General features: G+C 53.2%; 13 protein-coding genes and 1 tRNA gene. 6 read left to right on the top strand and 8 right to left on the bottom strand.

Features of this window, described 5'->3' with window-relative positions; all coding sequences use genetic code 11:
• Positions 1-33: 33 nt before the first annotated feature.
• The 3 genes from JNJ77_04170 to tnpA all read right to left on the bottom strand — a co-directional run bounded on the left by JNJ77_04170 (position 34) and on the right by tnpA (position 2,947).
• Positions 34-1,527, bottom strand: coding sequence for a tetratricopeptide repeat protein (locus tag JNJ77_04170; GenBank protein ID MBL8821761.1), 1,494 nt, complete (start codon positions 1,525-1,527; stop codon positions 34-36).
• Between the two features lie 97 nt (positions 1,528-1,624).
• Positions 1,625-2,173, bottom strand: a complete 549-nt coding sequence (locus JNJ77_04165) for a dCTP deaminase (protein MBL8821760.1) — start codon at positions 2,171-2,173, stop codon at positions 1,625-1,627.
• A 321-nt stretch (positions 2,174-2,494) separates the two neighbouring features.
• A complete protein-coding gene (gene tnpA, locus JNJ77_04160) occupies positions 2,495-2,947 on the bottom strand; it encodes an IS200/IS605 family transposase (GenBank protein ID MBL8821759.1) in 453 nt (150 codons plus the stop codon).
• 594 nt (positions 2,948-3,541) lie between these two features.
• On the opposite strand from tnpA, the gene JNJ77_04155 reads away from it, so the two are divergent.
• Positions 3,542-4,015, top strand: a complete 474-nt coding sequence (locus JNJ77_04155) for an ArsR family transcriptional regulator (protein ID MBL8821758.1) — start codon at positions 3,542-3,544, stop codon at positions 4,013-4,015.
• A complete protein-coding gene (locus JNJ77_04150) occupies positions 4,008-4,967 on the top strand; it encodes a CPBP family intramembrane metalloprotease (GenBank protein MBL8821757.1) in 960 nt (319 codons plus the stop codon). The genes JNJ77_04155 and JNJ77_04150 overlap by 8 nt, the downstream gene beginning before the upstream one ends.
• A 38-nt stretch (positions 4,968-5,005) precedes the next feature.
• Here JNJ77_04150 and groL (JNJ77_04145) read toward each other — a convergent pair whose 3' ends face one another.
• The 3 genes from groL (JNJ77_04145) to groL (JNJ77_04135) form a co-directional block, all read right to left on the bottom strand.
• On the bottom strand, positions 5,006-6,631 hold the full coding sequence (groL, locus tag JNJ77_04145) for a chaperonin GroEL (GenBank protein ID MBL8821756.1): 1,626 nt from the start codon (positions 6,629-6,631) through the stop codon (positions 5,006-5,008).
• A gap of 142 nt (positions 6,632-6,773) precedes the next feature.
• Positions 6,774-7,061, bottom strand: a complete 288-nt coding sequence (groES, locus tag JNJ77_04140) for a co-chaperone GroES (GenBank protein ID MBL8821755.1) — start codon at positions 7,059-7,061, stop codon at positions 6,774-6,776.
• A gap of 167 nt (positions 7,062-7,228) precedes the next feature.
• Complete coding sequence (gene groL, locus JNJ77_04135) at positions 7,229-8,935, bottom strand: chaperonin GroEL (GenBank protein MBL8821754.1); 1,707 nt, start codon at positions 8,933-8,935, stop codon at positions 7,229-7,231.
• 452 nt (positions 8,936-9,387) lie between these two features.
• Between groL (JNJ77_04135) and JNJ77_04130 the strand changes: the two genes are divergently transcribed.
• The 3 genes from JNJ77_04130 (at position 9,388) to JNJ77_04120 (ending at position 13,558) form a co-directional block, all read left to right on the top strand.
• Positions 9,388-10,200 (top strand): hypothetical protein, encoded by an 813-nt coding sequence (locus tag JNJ77_04130; protein ID MBL8821753.1) that lies wholly within the window; start codon positions 9,388-9,390, stop codon positions 10,198-10,200.
• Positions 10,201-10,490: 290 nt separating this feature from the next.
• On the top strand, positions 10,491-12,983 hold the full coding sequence (locus tag JNJ77_04125) for an autotransporter-associated beta strand repeat-containing protein (GenBank protein MBL8821752.1): 2,493 nt from the start codon (positions 10,491-10,493) through the stop codon (positions 12,981-12,983).
• 185 nt (positions 12,984-13,168) lie between these two features.
• Entirely contained in the window at positions 13,169-13,558 is a 390-nt protein-coding gene (locus JNJ77_04120) for a YceK/YidQ family lipoprotein (protein MBL8821751.1), read from the top strand.
• A gap of 142 nt (positions 13,559-13,700) precedes the next feature.
• On the opposite strand, the gene JNJ77_04115 is transcribed toward JNJ77_04120, so the two are convergent.
• A complete protein-coding gene (locus JNJ77_04115; GenBank protein MBL8821750.1) occupies positions 13,701-14,783 on the bottom strand; it encodes a PEP-CTERM sorting domain-containing protein in 1,083 nt (360 codons plus the stop codon).
• A 179-nt stretch (positions 14,784-14,962) separates the two neighbouring features.
• Positions 14,963-15,033, bottom strand: a tRNA-Gly gene (locus tag JNJ77_04110).
• Between the two features lie 69 nt (positions 15,034-15,102).
• On the opposite strand from JNJ77_04110, the gene argJ reads away from it, so the two are divergent.
• The gene (argJ, locus tag JNJ77_04105; protein MBL8821749.1) at positions 15,103-16,356 is read left to right on the top strand and encodes a bifunctional glutamate N-acetyltransferase/amino-acid acetyltransferase ArgJ; all 1,254 of its coding nucleotides are present in this window, start codon (positions 15,103-15,105) and stop codon (positions 16,354-16,356) included.
• Positions 16,357-16,684: the final 328 nt, after the last annotated feature.

Genomic DNA, 16,684 nt, shown 5'->3' with positions numbered 1-16,684 from the left:
TCCTACCTGAATGTTGGAATACAGCATTTCTTCCTATCGGCTTCCCGACAATTGTTCATGGTCCTTGTTGGCTTCCTTTCGGTACATGAAGCGGCCTGGCTGGGTGACAGCTAACTTCAATGCTTCGCCAGCTTCGGTCAGTCGGCCTCGCATGCGATGTACCTGCGACAGGTAGTAGAGGCTGTCCGCAGTGAACTGTCCACCCTGGAATGAAGCTTGCAATGCCTTTTCCGCATCATCCATGCGATTATTCTTGAACATCACCCAGCCATAGGTGGCGCTGGCATCGGGTATACGGGCACCATGTTTTTGAATGTTATCGGTGGCAAGCTGAACGGCTCGCTGCATCTTGGCCGGGTTGCCTTTCTGTTCTACCAGAGCCAGAACAAGCTGGTTCTGTGAATAGAAATCTTCAGGTTTTTCCTTCCAGGCTGAGTCGAATTCTGCCTCTGCAGCTTCATAGTTGCCTGTCCATCGGTACATCAGACCACGCAGTACGCGGTTGTCATATGCCTTGGGATCGAGCTTGATGGCTTCTTTCAGTTCTTCTTCTGCCAGCGCGAAATAGGATTTATCGAGGTAGTTCATGTCAAAGAGCCAGACCGCATAGGAAATATGTGCCTTGTAGTTCTTGGGATCAGTCTTGATGGCGTATTCATACCATTCCTTGGCTTTGGCAATCAGATCCTTCTGCTTGGCAGCTACCTTTTCCTGCAAGGCCCGGTTGGTGTAGAGCTTGGCCATCATGACGCCGGCTGGTTCCATTTCCGGCACATCGGCTTGGGCAGCCTGCAATTCCTTCAGAGCCTCGTCCTTCTTATCCAGCATGAAGAGCATGCGGCCGAGTGATGCCCGGAAACCTGCCAATTGGTTCTTGGGAAAATCGAGCTTCAAGATCGCTTCATAGTGCTTGCGTGCCACTTCGAACTGCTGACGGGATTCCGCGGTTTGAGCCAAGCCCGACAGGCAGGCCAGCATCACGCTCTTGCGCTGGCTTTCGTTCCATTTCTTCGTGTCAGCCACCGTTTGCATTGCCCGTTCAAACTGCAAGAGTGCATCGGTAAAACGTGCCTGCTGCAGAGCCTGGGTGGCAAAGGTGATGTAGATATCAGGATGATCGGGATTTTCCACAGCAGCCAGTTCGATAGCGCGTCGGGCATCTACCGCGCGGCCTGCTGAAAGATACATGCGGTGCATCATCAGACGGGCGGGTGGAAGTTTGTCATTCTTGGAGCAGGCTTCCACCAGCTTCTTGTAGGCTTCCTCTTCCTTGCGTTCCTTGAATAGATTGGCTGCTTCATCCACCAATGCATCCTTGACACCACCACCACCACCATCTTTCTCGGTTGCGCTGGTCACGCCTGGTGTCTCGGTCTTGCCCGGAGGCTGCTCCGTCTTGCTGCCCGCAGGTGGCGGGTTCTTTCCGGGTGGTTGAGCACCGGCGCCAATCGGCTGGGCCCACAATGATACAGTCGATGCTCCGCAGATCAGGCTTGCGGCTGCCAGATACTTCCACGTTAATCTCATATCCCTGTCCTCAACTTGATTCGCTCAATCTCGATACGATGTACGGGAACGACAGATTATCTTACGTCCAGTTGGTTCAGAATGCCTGAATTTACGATTATTTTTGCACAAAAGGCAGTGTTAAACCCGGCTGATCCTGATATTTCCCCGATTTGTCCGCATAGCTTGTCTTACACACCTGGTCTGCCCGCAGGAAGAGGATCTGGGCAATGCCTTCGTTGGCATATATCTTCGCAGGTAACGGTGTGGTGTTACTGATTTCAATCGTAATCTTGCCTCGCCATTCGGGTTCCAGCGGCGTCACATTCACAATGATGCCACACCGGGCATAGGTGCTTTTACCCAGGCAGATGGCCAGAATATCGCGGGGAATCTCGAAGTACTCCACCGTTTCAGCCAGGGCAAAGCTGTTGGGTGGAATCACGCAGCAATCGGCTTCCACATCGACAAACGCCTTCGGGCTGAAGTGCTTGGGATCAACAATTTCGCCATAGACATTAGTGAAAACTTTGAACGATCTGCCAACGCGGACATCGTAGCCATAGCTCGATACGCCATAGGAAACAACGCCTTGCCTCACTTGTGCAGAGGCAAAGGGAACGATCTTGATTTCTTTTTCAATCTGCCAGTCGGAAAGAATGCCCATGATGCGCCTCGCGTGGTACTTTCACTGTGATATACAAGGCGAGGGGAACTGCAAGAGTGGGTGAGAACCGGGATTCTGATAAATGCAATTCACATCGATTGACCTGGTCTTTAGCACCGGAGGTGCGATGGTCAGTAGCCAGGGGCGAAAGCCCCTGGAATGGTTGTTGTAAAGACAGAGCCTTGGAAGGGCGATGATGACATTGGTCTCTTCTCCATCGCCCCTCCCGCCCCTCCGGGGCTCAACACAACTTTCGATTTCTTCCAGGGGCTAACGCCCCTGGCTACTAACCATCGTCCCTCCGGGACTAAGACCAGACAACTAATCAAATAAATACCGCTCATCAAACACCACCTCATTCAACTTCAGCATGGCCAATAACTCTTCTTTGTAATCACGCTTGCGATGATGTTCTTTCTGATTTGCGATATACTCTTTCACATCTGGAGTTCCAGAATGGCTTACCGTAAAAGCGCTGTAGCCCTCCTGCCAGGCGAAGTCCTTGGTAAATTGTTCATGCACCCAGTTGGAAGAATTGCATTTAATGTCTCGTAATAGTGACGAGAGTGTTACTGTAGGGCGACAACTGACGAGCAAATGAACATGATCCGGCATGCCGCCAGCGGCAAGCAAGACTCCATGATGCTCACGGATAATCCCACCAATCACCGCATAGAGCTGCTCTTCCCATGCTGTTTCTATCAATGGCCGACGCTCTTTGGTGGAGAAGACGAGGTGATAGTAGAGCTTGGTGTAAGTGGAGGGCACGGGCATGCTCCTTGAATAATCACTTGCGATGAATCTTAGCCTATAAATGAGCGTTTGTTACGTGTTTTTAGCCCCGGAGGGGCGGCGGCCAGTAGCCAGGGGCGCAAGCCCATGGAATTGAATGGTGTAATAATAGAGCCCCGGAAGGGCGGTGTGACGTGCTCTCATCTCCATCGCCCCTCCGGGGCTCGCCATATCTCTCAACGCTTTCCAGGGGCTTACGCACCTGGCTACTTACCAACGTCCCTCCGGGACTAAGACAACGCAATAAGATCGTTGTTGATGAACTCGAAACAGCCCACTTCATTAGGCAAGTAGTCCCGTGCGAAGGTAGTCTTCCCCGCACCATTGGGGCCAGCGATGAGGTAGGCGGTGGGCATGGGGTTAACCAGGAGCGGCACGACCTCAGTCCGCCGGTAAGTTCGGCAGGGTGGGTCGATCGCCAAACTACCAAAGTACTCGTGCTCTTGCCAAATAAAGCGAGACCCACCAGGCGATTGCAGGCATTCGGTGGAAATCGCTAAACACATGAAGTAATCGACTTTGTTTATTTAGTTTATTTATTATTGAACTAAGTAAACTTTATGCTATTCTTTCATCATGAAAACCATCATCAATCATCGACAAATCGGGCAGTACGCAGGATTGTTGAAACGTTTAGGGTACTCCGCAGCCTTTGGGAAAATCTTTGGCTACCTGATTACTGCTCACCCGCCGTGCAGGACGTTCGAAGAAATTGTCACTGATCTCCGACTCAGCAAAGGGGCCGTGAGCATGGTGCTGAGAATCATGGAGCAACATGGCTACGTCGAGTACTTCTACAAAACGGGCGATCGAAAACGCTATTTCCGCGTCTCCATGAAAAAGTGGAAACAGGGTATTGAGCGGAAGATTGAGGACAGCATCGAGTTTACCGAACTACTTCGCGAATCGTTAGGTAGTGTTAGTCGGGCAGATCTGGATCACAGAAATACGATTCTCAAGTTCATCAAGCTCGAGGAACTGACTCAACTCAAGATGCGGGAGATCATTTCTTTATTTAGTCCCATCCAGGAGAGGAAACACCATGATTAAAAAGTACCCCATCCTGTCCTTTTTTATGATGACCATGCTGTTTTCCTGGGCCTGCTGGATACCCTATGCAGCAGCCCAGGCCGGATTGATTGATCATGTGCCAGCTGAGGTAGTCTGGCTTGGGGAATTTGGGCCATCCCTCATGGCCTTGGTTGTTGCGGGACTCACAGGCTTTCCAGCTCGTGTAAGAGAGATGCTGCGAAAACTGTGCAATGGACGGGTCAATCCAGGATGGTACCTGTTCGCTTTAGGAGTGACGCCTGTCCTGGTGCTCAGCAGTTTGTTGATCGATGCGGTACTCTTTGGTCATACAGTTGACCTGACTCTGCTGCAGGGTTGGGATCAGCGATTTGTAACGCGAACAAGTCTCTTTCAACCATCCATGGGCCTTATCTCCAATCTGGTGTACTTCATGCAGGGGAGCACCCTGGCCACTGGACTTGTGCTCGTAATCCTGGCGATCACCAACGGCGGCATTTCGGAAGAGCTTGGTTGGCGAGGGTTTGCCTTGCCTGGACTCTTCAAGCAAGGTTGCAGTCCTCTACAGGCAAGCCTGTTAGTTGGTTTCATGTGGGCAGTTTGGCATACTGGATCGCCGATATGGAAAATAATTCTGACATCGCCCCTTAGCGAGGGATTGCAGGTAGCTGTGACCAATGTGTTTGAGTACTTGCTTTTATTGATTCCACTATCTGTGGTGTACACCGTCTTGATGTTAGGAACAGGCGGAAGCATCCTGCTTGCGGTACTATTACATGCCTCTTACAACATGACAATCACTTTAGTGGCTTCTGCATGGTCTGAGTTCCCCATGTTGACTCTGGTGGTTTTGCTTTGGGTGCTTGCGTTCGGTTTGACGGCATGGTTTAAACTTTGGCGTGTAGACCATCACATGGGTGGATACAAATTCAAAAAGCACCGTGAACTCTCATCCACGGTGCTTGCTCGTTGATCAAAAAGAGCCGGGGGCGTAAGCCCCCGGAGAAGGCCTTACCGCACAACCCCTTCCGCCTTCGCCAAACCCTTCGGTTCATCGTCATCGATCTTCGTGATCATCACTTCGGTCGTCAGCATCAGGCCTGCGATGCTGGAGGCATTCTGCAGGGCGGAGCGGACTACCTTGGTGGGATCGACGATACCAGCCTTGTACATATCGACGTACTCGGCGGTGGCAGCATTGTAGCCGTGCGATTCCTTGTCGCTCGAGAGAACTTCGTCAGCAACGACCGCGCCATCGACGCCGCTGTTTTCAGCGATCTGTTTGATGGGGGCAGACAAAGCACGGAAGACAATCTCTGCACCGAGCTTCTCATCACCTTCAAGCTTCTTGGCCAGCTTCTGCACCACTTCGGTGCAGCGTAAGAGGGCCACACCACCACCGGGCAGGATTCCTTCAGCGCGGGCAGCACGGGTGGCATGCAGAGCATCTTCCACGCGAGCTTTCTTTTCCTTCATCTCTGCTTCGGTAGCTGCACCGATCTTGATGAGGGCCACGCCACCAGTCAGCTTGGCGAGACGTTCAGCGAACTTTTCCTTGTCGTATTCGCTGTCGCTGGCGTCCATCTGGGTGCGAATCTGTTCGATCCGCTTCATGATGTCAGCCTTTTTGCCTGCACCGTTAACGATAGTGGTGTTTTCCTTCTCGATACGGATGTTCTTGGCTTTTCCAAGGTCAGCCAGGGTGACATTCTCGAGCTTGGTGCCGAGGTCTTCACTGATGAACTTGCCACCGGTGACGGTAGCCAGATCCTGCATGAGGGCCTTGCGGCGGTCGCCAAAGCCAGGGGCTTTGACAGCAGCTACATTGAGGATGCCTCGCAGACGATTGACGACGAGCATCGCGAGGGCTTCGCTGTCAACATCTTCAGCAATGATGAGCAGCGGCTTGCCGGTCTGGGCTACCTTTTCGAGCATAGGCACCAGATCGCGGACATTGCTGATTTTCTTTTCGTACAGCAGGATGTAAGCGTCTTCGAGTTCAGCGGTCATGCTGCTGGCATCAGTCACGAAGTATGGGCTGATATAACCTTTATCGAACTGCATGCCTTCGACGAAATCAACCACCGTTTCACTGGTCTTGCCTTCTTCCACCTGGATGACGCCATCCTTGCCAACCTTTTCGAGAGCGTCAGCAAGCATTTCGCCGATAGCGGAATCGTTGTTGGCGGAGATGGTGCCGACCTGGGCAATCTCATCCTTCTTGGTGCATTCCTTGCTCATTTTGTGGATTTTTTCGACGGCAGCTTCCACAGCCTGGTCGATGCCACGTTTGAGCGACATGGGGTTGGCCCCAGCGGTCGTGCTCTTGAGGCCTTCCTTGTAGATGTTGAGAGCGAGCACGGTGGCAGTCGTGGTGCCATCGCCTGCGATATCGCTGGTTTTGGTCGCGACAGCGTTGACGAGCTTAGCACCCATGTTCTCGAAGGGATCAGCCAGATCGACTTCCTTGGAGACGGTAACGCCGTCCTTAGTAACGGTGGGGCCGCCGAAGGATTTGTCGAGGATGACCACGCGGCCACTTGGCCCGAGGGTCACACCGACTGCCTTGGCGAGTTTTTCCGCGCCAGCAAGGAGCTTGCGGCGAGCTTCGTTGGTGAAGAGTAACTGTTTAGCCATGTTGGTTTCCGGTATTTAGCCCCCGGCTCTTTAAGCCGGGGGCGAGTGTTGCAAAGATTATCAGTCCGATACTGGGATTGTTGTGTTTGGTTCAATGCGATCGAGCGAACCACCCCCGGCTTGAAGAGCCGGGGGCTAAATGTCAAACCACCTTCGCGAGAATATCATTCTCGCGGAGGATCTTGTATTCAACGCCGTCGATCTTCACTTCGCTGCCGGCGTACTTGCCGTAAATGACTTCGTCATTGACAGCGACAGCTACCGCAGCCCGGCTGCCATCATCCAACTGCTTGCCTGGGCCAATACTGATCACCTTGCCTCGCTGGGGCTTTTCCTTGGCTGAATCAGGCAGCACAATGCCACCGGCGGTCTTCTCTTCTGCATCAAGCGGTTTGACAACAATGCGGTCATCGAGGGGTCGGAGTTTCATATTGGGGTTATCCTTCAAGTGTTGTGTTCAAGGTTTCGCTTTAGTCCTGAGTGCTGAGTCCTGAGTGCTGAGAACAGATCGAGAACTGCACAATAGCTTCGCCCCAAGCCCCGAATGCCCTTGCCTGTTCTACTCAGGACTTTGCACTCAGGACTCAGGACTTTTGATTACATCATTCCGGGCATGCCCATGCCACCCATGCCGCCCATACCACCCATGCCTGGCATGCCGCCACCCATTCCACCACCGTGGTGGTCATGGTCGTGGTGATCGCCACCTGCACCCTTGGGTTCAGGCTTGTCGGCAATCAGAGTTTCGGTGGTGAGGAGCAGTGCTGCCACGCTGGCTGCGTTCTGCAGAGCGGAGCGAGTGACTTTTACGGGATCTACAATGCCTGCCTTGCGAAGATCGCAATACTTCTCTTCGTTGGCATCGTAGCCGTAGTTCTTGTCCTTGCCTTTGCGGATGTTGTTGACAACCACTGCGCCATCGAGGCCTGCATTTTCAGCAATGGCACGGGCGGGAACTTCGAGTGCCTTGCGAAGGATGTCCACGCCGTGCTGTTCTTCGCCATCTACTTTGAATTTCTCCAATGCCTTGGCAGCGTGCAGCAAAGCGACACCGCCACCAGCAACAATGCCTTCTTCGATCGCAGCGCGGGTGGCAGCGAGTGAATCTTCGTACAGAGCCTTGCGTTCCTTCATTTCGGTTTCGGTTGCAGCGCCCACCTTGATCTGGGCCACGCCACCAGCCAGCTTGGCCAGACGTTCCTGCAGCTTCTCGCGGTCGTATTCGCTGGTGGTGGTTTCAATCTCACGACGGATCAGGTCGCAACGGCCTTGGATATTCACATCCTTGCCGGCGCCTTCCACGATCGTGGTGTTCTCAGCATCAATGCGGACCTTCTTGGCGGTACCAAGGTCGGTCAGCTTGACTGCTTCGAGCTTGATGCCAAGGTCTTTGAAGATCGCCTTGCCACCGGTGAGGACAGCAATGTCTTCAAGCATAGCCTTGCGGCGATCGCCATAGCCAGGAGCTTTGACAGCAACAACCTGCACGATGCCACGGAGTTTGTTGACCACGAGGGTGGCCAGTGCATCGCCATCAATGTCTTCAGCGATGATCATCAACGGGCGGTTTGCCTTGCTGATGGTTTCGAGCAGAGGCACCAGGTCCTTGGCATTGCTGATCTTGTCTTCGTGAATGAGGATGTAGCACTTCTCGTATTCGCAGATGACCTTTTCCGGATCGGTCACGAAGTGAGGCGACAGGTAGCCTCGGTCGAACTGCATGCCTTCGACCCAGTCGACTTCAGTGGTGAAGCCTTTGCCTTCTTCAATGGTGATGACACCATCGGAGCCTACGCGATCCATCGCCTGGGCGATGAAGTCACCAATCTCGGTGTTGTTGTTGGCGGAGATGGTGGCGACTTCCTTGATTTCCTTCTTGTCCTTGGCGTTGATTTTTTCAGCCAGCTTCTTCAGTTCTTCCGTGGCCTTCTCGGTGGCCTTCATGATGCCCCGGCTGATGGCCATCGGATCGACACCAGCGGAAATGCCCTTGAGGCCTTCGCGGTAGATGGCTTCGGTGAGAACGGTTGCAGTGGTGGTGCCATCACCTGCAACGTCGGATGTTTTGCTGGCAGCTTCCTTCACCAGTTGAGCACCCATGTTTTCATAAGGGCACTTCAGTTCGATGTCTTCCGCGACCGAGACGCCGTCCTTGGTGACGTTGGGAACGCCCCACCCTTTATCGAGGACAGCATTGCGGCCACGTGGCCCGAGGGTGCATTTGACAGCTTTGGCGAGTTTGGTCACGCCGGCAAGTAGTTTCTGGCGTGCTTCATCAGCATACGAGAGTTGTTTGGCTCCCATGGGGGGATAGCCTCCTAAGATGCAAAAGGGGCAGACGATGTAACGGAGTAATATGTGAGCAAAGATTGTGCCGGAGGAAACTAGCTGTATTGTAAGATGTTGGTGTATATGGGTTTATGGTATGAGATTGGTTTGAATCGAAGACGCGTAATGCCAGAATGGCAGTGGAAATGGCTTTGTCCACAATTAGGTAGTAGTTGAGGAATGTATTCACCTTGGCTCCCAAGGAGCCTTCGATCTTAGCCAAGCCCGCGAGGGCCTGGACGATCGTGATAAAAACCATCAAGCTCCGAAGGAGCGACCGAAACTTCTGAACCAAAGCAGGGAATAGATAGTCATAACACCGAACGGATGTATTTACACTCAATGATTTGCGGACGTACCACAGTTCAGTGCCACTCAACCGTAACTGCTAGAATACGTAAGTTGCATTCTTCAATTCACGTGATCTTATGCCTACAAAAGTTGACCGAGTTTTTGGCATCAAGCAGAAGTTGAACCGTGCTCAAACTCATTTAGAAGAATTAATAGTGGTTGTGGAAAAATTCATGAATGAAAATGAAGACCCATATGTCATTGAAGAGGACATTGCAACAGGGGCTATGCAGTATAAAGTTAAATTCAAAACGCCTATTCCAGAAATTCTGCCGGTATTAATAGGGGATGTGATTCATAACCTACGTTGTGCCCTCGATCATTTGATTTGGCAGTTAGTTGAATCAAATGGTCAAATTCCACATAACCGTACTTCGTTCGTCGTTTGCAAAATCAAAAACAGTTATGATTCAGCGAAGAGCAATGCACTACGTGGGTTATCCAATGAAGTCTTGGACCTCTTTGAAAGTATCCAGCCTTACAATTCAAATTCAGGAATACAACAACTTACAATTCTTGACGACCTTGATAACTATGACAAGCATCGAAAATTGGTTGTAGGAGCAGTTCAAATGCTCAAAGTGGTGATTAGTTCCATGAAGCTATATCCCATAGATCAGTTGCCAAAAGAGGAAAAAGACCCAATCAGTCTAGATCTTGGTCTGAGTGCATCGAGTAAAAATGGAAGTCGTATCCTCAAGGAAGGTGATGTCGTCGCAACATTTCCCAAAGGCCGTGAATACAAGAACCAATTTGGATTTACTTTGCGTGTCGCCTTTGATGAACCAGAGTTTGTTCGCAATGAACTTGTAAGATTGTTGCTGTTGGACTTATTTGAAACAGTGGAAAGTATCATAAAAAGGTTCGAACCGTACCTGACATCTTCATAACGGAATCGTTCTTCAATAGTTCTCATGTCGATTTAGTTGCAGCTATATTCGGCCGAACGCATTGCGCGCTTTCAGAGCTTAAGCCTTATCCAACCTCTCACATAGCACTTCCAGGCAAGGCTAATACCGGTCGCTCCTTCGGAACTGCAGATGAGTCTTCCTCCAACTAGCTAACCCATCACCCCGTATTCAATTATTTCTCAGTTAATGTTCTCTGCGTTCAGCAGTATTGATTCTGGGCACCGCCCATGTCATCAAACAGGCATCATTTCCGAAAGCGACTATTAGTCATGCAGAAGAAGTCTTTCTCTCGTTATGCAATCCCTCAACTCAACAAGTCGAAATATCGTCCCCGTCTCGAAATCCTCGAAGACCGTTGCGTACCCGCAACCCGCACCTGGGATGGCGGGGCACTCAGTAACAACTGGTCGAATGCCTCGAACTGGGTAGGCAATATCGCTCCGGTGGCTGGCGATGACCTCATCTTCCCTGCAGGCAACTTCGACAAGACGGCGGACAACGACTACACCCCCGGCACCCACTTCCGCTCGATCAGCGTAGGTGGAGGTTATACCCTCAAAGGCAACCGCGTATTTCTCGGCGTCGGCGGTGTCATCGATAACAGTGGTACGTCCAACATCATCAAAAATGACCTTGACCTCGGCGCCGCCGCTGGCGCCACGCCACGGGTCTTTCAAGTGGGTGCTGGCTCCACACTCTTCATCGACGGCGAGATCCGCGGCGGCAACGGTCTGAACAAGACCGGCACGGGCAACTTGTCCTTCCGCGGCCATAACACCTTCGTCGGCTTGACCCAAGTGTCTGCCGGCCAGCTCTTCGTCACCAAGGACGACGGCCTCGGTTCGACCGCAGCCGGTACGTTGGTCAAATCCGGAGCCACGCTGGTCGCCGACCATTCTGCCACCTTGATCGGAACATTAGACCTGGACGAACCGCTCACCCTGGAAGGCGGCAGCAGAATCCGCGCGCTGCGGCAGGTCGAGCTCAACGGCGACATCGTGCTGCTGGGCACGGCGGACATCACTCAAGAAGCGGCTACCGAAGAGCTCTTCATCGACGGCTCGATCAGCGGACCCGGCGGACTGAATCTGATCGCGCAGAACAAGCTGTGGCTGCGCGGCTCGGGCTTCAACTCCTATTTGGGAACGACCTCGGCGACCGGCGACGTCCGCCTCCAGAAATCCGACCGCAACCGAGCTTTCAGCGGTGACTTGGTCATTCAAGCGAACAGTTCCGTCACCATGATGGACTACAACCAGTTCGGCTTTATCGTGCCGGAGATCACGGTGAACTCCGGCGGAAAACTCAGGCTGAACGGCTACACTCATGAAGTCGGCACGCTGCACCTCAACGGCGGCAGAGTGAGCACGGCCGTCGTCGTGCCGGACCTGCACAACATCCTCACGCCTTTGGGAGGGTTGTATCTTAAAGGTGACATCACTGGCACGTCGACAGCGAGCGGCCCGAGCCGCCTTGACGGCACGGTTTCTCTCTTCTCGTCTGAAGGACACACCATCACGGTCGCAGACGGACCGTCGTCGACGGACATGATCATCGACATGACGATCGATGGAGGAGATGACGACTTCGTCAAGGAAGGCAACGGCACGCTGGAGCTGTCCGCCCGTGAGGAAGACTACGTCTTTGACAGCTACACCGGAACTCTATTCGTGAACGCCGGCACCCTACTGCTCAAAGGCAGTCTAAAGGACAGCGAAGTCCGTGTCGAGGGCGGTAGGCTTTCGGGCACGGGCGACATGGGCGGCCTGAGCTGTTTTGGCGGCATCGTGGCGCCCGGAACGCTGAATGGCCCCGGCATTCTGCATCTCACCGGAACCTCGCCCGGCTCCGTGATCCTCTCTGGCGGAGACATCTTCAGCGTCCGCCTCAACGGACCCGTCGCCGGGACCGGCCACGACCAGCTGGATGTCGGGAACTTCACCTCGAATGACGACAGAAGAGTCTTCATCAGAGGCGCCAGCCTGGTGGCCTCAGTCGGCGCGGGCGCTTCACCCGGCAACCAGTTCCGGATCATCAATAACGAAGGCAACGACGCCATCGTCCTCGATTCGGCGACACCCGGCTTCGTCGATCCGTTGACTGGCGCCCTGATCGGTCAGGGGGACATCTTCACGACGGCCAACGGCGTGCGGCTCTCGATGGACTACCACGGCGGCACCGGCAACGATGTGGTGCTCACTTACGTCAACACCCCGCCGATGGCACCTGATCTGGCCTTGAATACCACCGAGATCAACGAAGGCGGCACCGTGACCGCCACCGGTAGCCTGGTGGATCCCGATGCCAAGGACAGGCTTCGCCTGTTCATCAACTGGGGCGATGGCAGCAGGCAGGAAGTCCATCGCCCAGGCCGCGATCTCTTCAGCTTCACCCACCGCTATCGCCAGGATGGCGTCTACACCGCCCGCTTTGAATGGATCGACCAGACCGGCCAAGGCAACAGCCGCGAGTTCACGATCACCGTGAACAATGTAGCACCAACACTCAAGCTGCGAACCTTCCGCACGTTTAATACCGGGCTGCTGATGGCCAGCGGCTGGCTCAGCGATGCAGGCGATGATCGCTACACTGCCACGCTCGATTTTGGCGATGGCACAAGCCGCACTAAAACTCTGAACTGGCGTGACTACTTCGCGATTGCCCACAAGTACAAGAATCCAGGCAACTATATCCTTACTCTAACTCTGCGTGATTCCCAGGGTGCAGAATCGATCTTTCAGCGCGAGGTGGTGATCAGCTGAGTTTTTTTAAGTCAACTGGCCGCTCCCCTACTCACCTCAACTGCTCAGTCGGTTGAGGTGTGGTAATTTGTAGGGATTAATCCGGTTACACAGGTCGCACCAAGGCAAGGTCATATGGGATAGAGGATGGTTCTACAGGCGGAGCATCCGATGTATATGTCAGTAGTCTGTCCCGGGAATGTCGAATGCAATCCATCATGTCGCTTTGCTTATTGTTACCAGTATTTGCACTGGGTTGTGGCACCTTCAGTGCACACTTTGATGGGTTCAACCCGCAGCCTTATGCTGGCGTGAAAGTTACCTGCGATACCATAAGCCGGGCTTGCACTTCGGAAGAATCGCTGAATCTTTATACTACTGCAGCACCCGAAATGAGATGCTTGGCTGGTACCGGCGAATTGGTTAACCGGGCTTATATTCTTGCCTGCTACACCGCAGACTTGCCTTTCTCTTTCGTGGCAGACACGTTGTACCTACCCGTGCAGGCCTGTTGGCGAAAAGAGCCGAATAAAGATGTAGCAACGACATCAATCACAGAAATGGTTGAACCCGCCACCAGCAACCCGTCGAAATAGAAACTGGCGTTCACGAAATGGTTAGTTGTGGCAGGGTTTTGCATGTAGTCAGGGATGACCCTGCGAGTATCTCGGTGTAATTGCAGAGCCACCAGGGTCATTCGGAGTACCGAATAACCCTGCCACACATGTCAATAGATGGTTAGATCACTTGATCCATTTGCATCTGCTGCTTATGTCGGCGATGGAACCAGAATCCGATTGCACCACAGACGGAAACGCCCATCAGTGCCACCGTGGTGGGTTCGGGAATCGCAATAGGATAGAGGAACTGACGCGTATTGTAATCATCGTTGCTGAGCGGAATCAGGTTGGTGATCGGGTTGCCTGAAGAGATGCCCAGCCCATTCGATTCCATCAGGATGTCCACGCCGGGAGTGCTCGTGCCCGGACTCGCACCTGGTGTATAACGAAACAGTGGTGATAATGCCGGGTTATTCACATTCACCAGGTGCACCCAGTTGTTCGTCAAAGTGGCGAGTGCAGTGGCATTCGTGCTGCCATCGTAATTGTCGTCGATGAATGCGCCGGGGTTGATGTTGCCTTCCACATCACCCAGACCGATGGCATGACCAATTTCATGGGTCAGCAGACGGCGGAACAGATCAAGCGAATACACCGCGCCCGGATTGTTGTTGATGATAATATCCGCGCCATTGATGGCGGAGGACCCGGCATAATTGGGTGTCCCTGAGGTCAGCGTCACCGTGCTGCCAATGGCCCCAAAGCGAGTTTCACCCTGTGTACCATTGTTGCCCGGGTTCCAGAAGAAAGCATCATTGGAAGCAAAGAGGTCAATCTCTGCTCCGCGAGAATCGAGTCCACCGTTACCTGCATTGAAGCCAACCACAGGTGTGGATAAATCAGGAACAAAGGTCAACGTCGACCCAACTCCCGATACGGGATCGACAGAACTCCAGGCATCGAACGCCTGCTGCACAACTGCCTGGAACTGGGGAACGGTAGGCACAACATTCCATGAGAATGAATCGCGATATGCCTGGAAGGAACCACCCTGCATGGAGTAGCGGAGTCCGCCATCAAGTGAGCGTTCAACATTACTGCCACTGATATTGATGATGCGGGGAGCAGCATCCCATCGGGAACCGCCACCAATCGTGGAGCCTGCGTAATTGAATATATCGCCAGCAGTCAGTGGAGTTGTCAAACCACCAACGAGAATAACTGCGGTTCTTGAGCGAGACCACGCAACCCAAAGGCTCATGTACATGTCCTTCAATTCAGAGATGTTAATCTAAAGATGATGTGGGACATTGTAACGTGAAGGTTTGCGTGTCAAAGCAAAAACCAGTAACTTTGGAAAAATGATGGATAAATACGCAACTAACTGATACTTGGCTGGTTTCTAAGCGATGAATTCCAATGAAATTACCGTAATTGCAAAGCGGGATACGGGAGTCGAACCCGTCTCACAGCCTTGGGAAGGCTGGGCACAACCGATATACCAATCCCGCGAACCTGCAACAAAGATATTGACTCTCGAATCATAACGCGCCATCATCATTTGTCGAGAGGGTAATTCCATGAAGACCAACCCGGATCATGCTACTTCGGTCACTACCAATTCCTGCGACCCTGAGACCTGGCTGCTGGCCCAGGGTTATCGCTTTGCCGGCGTCGTCAGTGGCTTGCGAAGCGAACCCAATCGTCGCGATGTCGGTGTCATCATCAGCGAATCTCCAGCCAGTGCTGCAGGAGTCTTTACGCTGAACCGGGTGGCTGCGGCGCCGGTACAGGTTTCCCGCAAGAGAGTGCCCTCCTCTGATGTGCGAGGCATTGTCTGTTGCTCAGGCAACGCCAACGCCTGCACCGGCGCTCAGGGCCGGGAAGATGCTGAGCTGATGGCAACCACCCTCGCCTGCAAACTGAACTTGCATGGCGATTCCATCCTCATCGCTTCCACCGGAATCATTGGCAGGCCGATGCCCATGTCGATTGTTGGCGCGGGCATTGTCAAAGCTGCCGCTGCAGTTGCTGATACGCCGCAGGCACTGTGTGACTTTGCTCACTCCATCCTGACCACCGACACCGTCATCAAGGTAGCGACGCTGGAAGTGAACCTGCATGGCACACCGATTCGCTTCACTGGCATTGCCAAGGGCGCTGCCATGATCGGCCCGAACATGGCTACCATGCTCGGCTTCATCCTGACCGATGCTACCATTGCACCGAGCCTGCTCCAGGAAGCGCTGGGTCGCGCGGTAGATCGCACCTTCAACTGCATCAGTGTTGAAGGGCACATGAGCACCAACGATACAGTATTTGCATTAGCCAACGGTGCTGCAGGCGGAGTGCCCATCACCGGGCATGGCATCTATTTCCAGCAGTTTGAACAGGATCTGACACGGGTCTGCAGCCAACTCGCCCGGGCGATTGCCGAGGATGCCGAAGGTGCAACGCATGTCGTGGAAATCATCGTCGAAGGCACCCACAGCGAAGCCGATGCCCGCCAGATCGCCAAGACGGTGGCAGAAAGCGCCCTGGTGAAAACCGCCCTCTTTGGCGCTGATCCCAACTGGGGCCGCATTGTCTCCGCAGCAGGCTACAGCGGCGTCGATTTCAAGGAAGAAGAACTGTCACTCACCATTGGGCCATACCTGCTTTACGACAAAGGCACACCGGTGGAGTTTGATGAAGCCGAAGTTTCGAAATTCATCAAAGCCAACCGCCATCTGACCGTGACGCTGACCTTCACCCAAGGCAACGCCCGCTGTCAGTTCTGGACCTGCGATCTGACGCACGATTATGTGAAACTGAATGCGGAGTATACGACGTAGTTAGTAGCTAGGAGACGAGAAAACTGTTCCAGTCGGTTACATGATCGAATCATGCTGCGAAGTGGACACTCAATGGGCGAACGAGAGGAAGTACGTGTCCAAGTACTTGTTCTGGAAGAATGCAAGTGATTGCCTGGTGTTTTCAATGCACCATGTACCAGCAGACGACTACATGCAGATTTGCCAAGCATTATCAGAAGCCATGCACCTCGTTCCATGTTCCTCGCTTGTTTCCGATGGTCTTGGGGAGGTATGTTTTCAGGAATACCGTAGAGGTGAACAGACGGTAGGATTGGAATGGGATATTTGGTCAGGTTTCATGGTGACT

The organism is Planctomycetia bacterium (assembly GCA_016795155.1).
Taxonomy (GTDB): domain Bacteria; phylum Planctomycetota; class Planctomycetia; order Gemmatales; family HRBIN36; genus JAEUIE01.
This window is presented reverse-complemented; position numbering and strand designations above follow the sequence as displayed.

Coding starts and splice junctions, on each gene's coding strand:
- JNJ77_04170 (MBL8821761.1), bottom strand. CDS start 1,527: ATGAGATTAACGTGGAAGTATCTGGCAGCCGCAAGCCTGATCTGCGGA.
- JNJ77_04165 (MBL8821760.1), bottom strand. CDS start 2,173: ATGGGCATTCTTTCCGACTGGCAGATTGAAAAAGAAATCAAGATCGTT.
- tnpA (MBL8821759.1), bottom strand. CDS start 2,947: ATGCCCGTGCCCTCCACTTACACCAAGCTCTACTATCACCTCGTCTTC.
- JNJ77_04155 (MBL8821758.1), top strand. CDS start 3,542: ATGAAAACCATCATCAATCATCGACAAATCGGGCAGTACGCAGGATTG.
- JNJ77_04150 (MBL8821757.1), top strand. CDS start 4,008: ATGATTAAAAAGTACCCCATCCTGTCCTTTTTTATGATGACCATGCTG.
- groL (MBL8821756.1), bottom strand. CDS start 6,631: ATGGCTAAACAGTTACTCTTCACCAACGAAGCTCGCCGCAAGCTCCTT.
- groES (MBL8821755.1), bottom strand. CDS start 7,061: ATGAAACTCCGACCCCTCGATGACCGCATTGTTGTCAAACCGCTTGAT.
- groL (MBL8821754.1), bottom strand. CDS start 8,935: ATGGGAGCCAAACAACTCTCGTATGCTGATGAAGCACGCCAGAAACTA.
- JNJ77_04130 (MBL8821753.1), top strand. CDS start 9,388: ATGCCTACAAAAGTTGACCGAGTTTTTGGCATCAAGCAGAAGTTGAAC.
- JNJ77_04125 (MBL8821752.1), top strand. CDS start 10,491: ATGCAGAAGAAGTCTTTCTCTCGTTATGCAATCCCTCAACTCAACAAG.
- JNJ77_04120 (MBL8821751.1), top strand. CDS start 13,169: ATGCAATCCATCATGTCGCTTTGCTTATTGTTACCAGTATTTGCACTG.
- JNJ77_04115 (MBL8821750.1), bottom strand. CDS start 14,783: ATGAGCCTTTGGGTTGCGTGGTCTCGCTCAAGAACCGCAGTTATTCTC.
- argJ (MBL8821749.1), top strand. CDS start 15,103: ATGAAGACCAACCCGGATCATGCTACTTCGGTCACTACCAATTCCTGC.